Source organism: Desulfobacula sp., from assembly GCF_021107415.1.
Map to the genome: position 1 here is coordinate 1 of NZ_JAIOSW010000385.1, position 3,421 is coordinate 3,421.

The following is a 3,421-nucleotide window of genomic DNA, read 5'->3' on the forward strand; positions in this document are numbered from 1 at the left end:
AAAAAGAGATAAAAAAAATGAAAAAATGAGGCTTATCCGCCGCCGGTAGAGCGAATAAAGCTTTTTTATAGATTGCTATAGTTTAGGAACCAGAAAGTATTCTCTGGTAAAAACAGTATGGTTTGATTCAGGGAAAAACACATAGTCCCGTTTTTTCCAAGCGGGATTATGTGTTTTTTACTGTCGGCGCTGTTCGAGCTGAACAATCGTAGGTGTGATAAAGATCAGAAGTTCGGTATTCGAGCTTGATTTGCTTTCTTTTTTAAACAGCCAGCCGAGGAGGGGGATACTTTTTAGTCCGGGCCAACCCGAGTCGCCGGTAGTTACACTTGATTTAAGAATGCCGCCGATTACAATGGTATCACCATCATTGACCAAAAGCTCAGTCTTAGCTTCGTTAGTCGATAAAGAAGGTGTACCGTCGGCAGTTAATGATGCAACATCATCTTTGCTAATATTTATTTTCATTAGAATACGATCATCAGGACTTACTGTCGGGGTGACTTCGAGCGTTAGATCTATATCTTTAAACTTAACCGTTGCAAGTCCTGCCGAATCTCTTTCAAGGTAAGGGTACTCCACACCTTGTGTTATTGTAGCTGTTTTATTATCGAGTGTCGCAATTCTTGGAGAAGAGATAATTTTCCCCTCCCCCCGTGTTTCCATTGCTGTTAATTGTGCATTCAATATTAGCGAAGTGCCGGCTATCTTGTTAAAAGTAAATCCCAAAACTCCACTAGACGCTGCAGGAAAATTCATTGCAACATTACCGTCCAACCACGTATTGTCGGATTGATCACCATTAGAGTTTCCGCTCCAATCAATACCGATATCATTAGAAAAGTTGCTGGAAACTTCAACAATTTTTGCTTCGATTATTACCTGCGGGGTTACCGTGTCGATTCTTGCGACAATTTCCTTGATCTTCTCGATCACCCCGGCTGTATCTGTCACTATAAGCTGATTATTACGTTTATCAACACTGACGCTTCCGCGTTTATCGGTCATTATTTTTTTTACATGTGGCAGTATTTCGGCATTCGCATCAGAATAATTAACGGAAATATATTTTGTGACGAGCGGCTCTAATGCTTTTTCCGCTTCCCTTGTTTTTTTCTCCTCTTCAATCCGTGCCTGTCTCATTTTTTCTTCTCTTGCAAGACTAGCAAGCGTAGCAACCCTTATTATATCTCCTTCGTAAGTCATTCCTAGTTGATTCATCTTGAGAACAAGATCGAGTACCTGATCCCAAGGTACAGGTTTGTCAAAGGAAAGCGTAACTTTGCCTGTAACATCCTTATCAATAGCGAAGTTACTTCCGCTTATTTCTTTTAAAATGCGAAACACATTTTTAATATCGGTTTCATAAAAATCAAGCGCTATCTTTTCACCTCTGTATCTCTTCGGGGTTTTACGATGGACCATTATATCAATAACACTGGAAGAGCCTTCCAAACGAGCCTTCATATCTGTTCTTTCAGAAACTTTTGGAGAGACAGCGTCTTTAGCCTCTGCCTGTATTGTTTCAGCAGTTATGGGCAAAATGGTATCATCGGTCTTAAGAGACATTTCATCTTCAGTCTTTTCAGGCGTTGTTACTTCTGTCTCAACATCCATCTGTGCAAATACTTTTTTCCACGACGGCAGGTTGGCCTGCTCAAAGGGTTTAGGGGGAATTGAAGATGTCTCAAAATGGATTAAAAGAAGATCTTCTTTTTGTTCAAGAGTGTAAGGCACCTTTTCTCGAAGTTCTATGGCAATTATTGATGTATTCTTCACAGCAGGCTTGAAGAAGGGAGTTATCCGATCAACCGCACTTTCAAAACGCGTTGTAATAAGCGGACGCTTTCGGTATTTTGGAAGTTTTGTATTAAACAACTTGATACGAAGTAATTTATCCGTTACTTCATTAATGTCGTAATCAACTGGATGAGTAGTTCCGATTATCACAGTCGATTTTCCGGTTTCTTTGCCAAGAAAATCTATGCGATTGATCCATGCCGGTTTAGTATATGCAGATGCCGGTTTCATTTTATCAGCGGCAACAGGTTTTATTCCGGGCACAAGAGCTTCCTTCACAGGTGTAAAAACCTTTTCAGAACTTGCCGGGAGCGGGGCACCTGTATCTTTGCCTACATGAATCTCAAGGCCCGTATCGATGGAATATGCTGAAAAAGCGGAAAAATACTTCTTTTTTGTATCAATGACAACCCGCACCTTGTCGGGATATCCATAGTGCCGAACTTTTCTTACCCACTTGCTGTTTACAGGGATTGTTTTTTGTTTTTTAAAGGGGCTTTTAATATTATAAATATCAAAAACTATTCTGGCAGGGCTGGCTATTGTAAAGGATTTATAATCCTTAATTATACCATCTGCAATAACATTAATCTTAACACTTTCCTTAAGCTTCGATGCATCTACCGATTTTAAAATGGTTGCAGCAGGAACGATAACCTCGACAGGTTTTGTTGCCTGCACTAATTCAGGCGTCTCGCTGCCTTCTGCCAAATCAGAAGAAACCGGAATTTCGGCTGCCTTTGAAAAAGATATTTTAATACCGGTATCATCAGGAGTTACATCATAGGGAATGTCCTTTTTCAAAGATATTAGAATTCTGGTTGTACCTTCCTGGTCAGTCAATTCTGAAGTTTCTATTGATGCAATAATGTCACTTTCGGGCATATATGTGCTTTGAATTGACTCATCAAGGTCTGTTTCATGAAAATAAAAGAGGATTCCCAGGGGAATATCCTGCTTGATTGAAGTGTAGGTCAAATAACGATTTCCTCTGACTGTAACATAAGTCGATTCCGAATCTTCAGCCGTAACTATATCGGTGATAAGATTGGGTCCAAGGGAAACTTCAACGTTATCTATTTTTTCAACATCAGCCTTGTTGGAAGCACATCCCGCAAATATCATCGCTGCTGATAAAAGAAAGATTATTAAAGCTTCTTTTCTTATAGATCGTGTGATTAAATGAATCATGCTATTATTCTCCGGAAGGCTTTTGAAGTTTCAATACTCTTTGGCGGACTTTTATATTGCCCTGAATATCTTGAATTTCTTCTTCAATAATAATATTGTTTTTTTCTATTTTTATTATTTTACCCGAATTGAGCCCGATGTATGTACCTTTTTTTATAACATAACCTTTGCCTGAGCTTTCTTCTACAAGCGCTTTGTTACCGCTTGAGGCACGGATTATTGCAACAAGTTTGAACTGGCCTAAAGAAAGCTTTTCAAGTGGCGTGCGCGGGATACGCTTTTTCGTTTTTTTCCTGAAAACAGGCGTTTCTTTAAATAACGGCTCAAAAGGGTCAATCTTCCCACGGGCTATATAGGGGCCGGGTGTGGAATCAGGTCTGGAAACAGACGCTATTATCCCCTCCGCTCCTTTTGCTGCAGCAATTGCTTT

At 39.8% G+C, this 3,421-nt stretch carries 2 protein-coding genes; both read right to left on the reverse strand.

Annotated features, from left to right (window positions below; all coding sequences use genetic code 11):
- Positions 1-177 precede the first annotated feature (177 nt).
- Entirely contained in the window at positions 178-2,991 is a 2,814-nt protein-coding gene (gene pilQ, locus K8S13_RS19405; RefSeq protein ID WP_291465148.1) for a type IV pilus secretin family protein, read from the reverse strand.
- Between the two features lie 4 nt (positions 2,992-2,995).
- A partial coding sequence (locus tag K8S13_RS19410) for a pilus assembly protein PilP (protein ID WP_291465150.1) occupies positions 2,996-3,421 on the reverse strand: 426 nt, incomplete at its 5' end.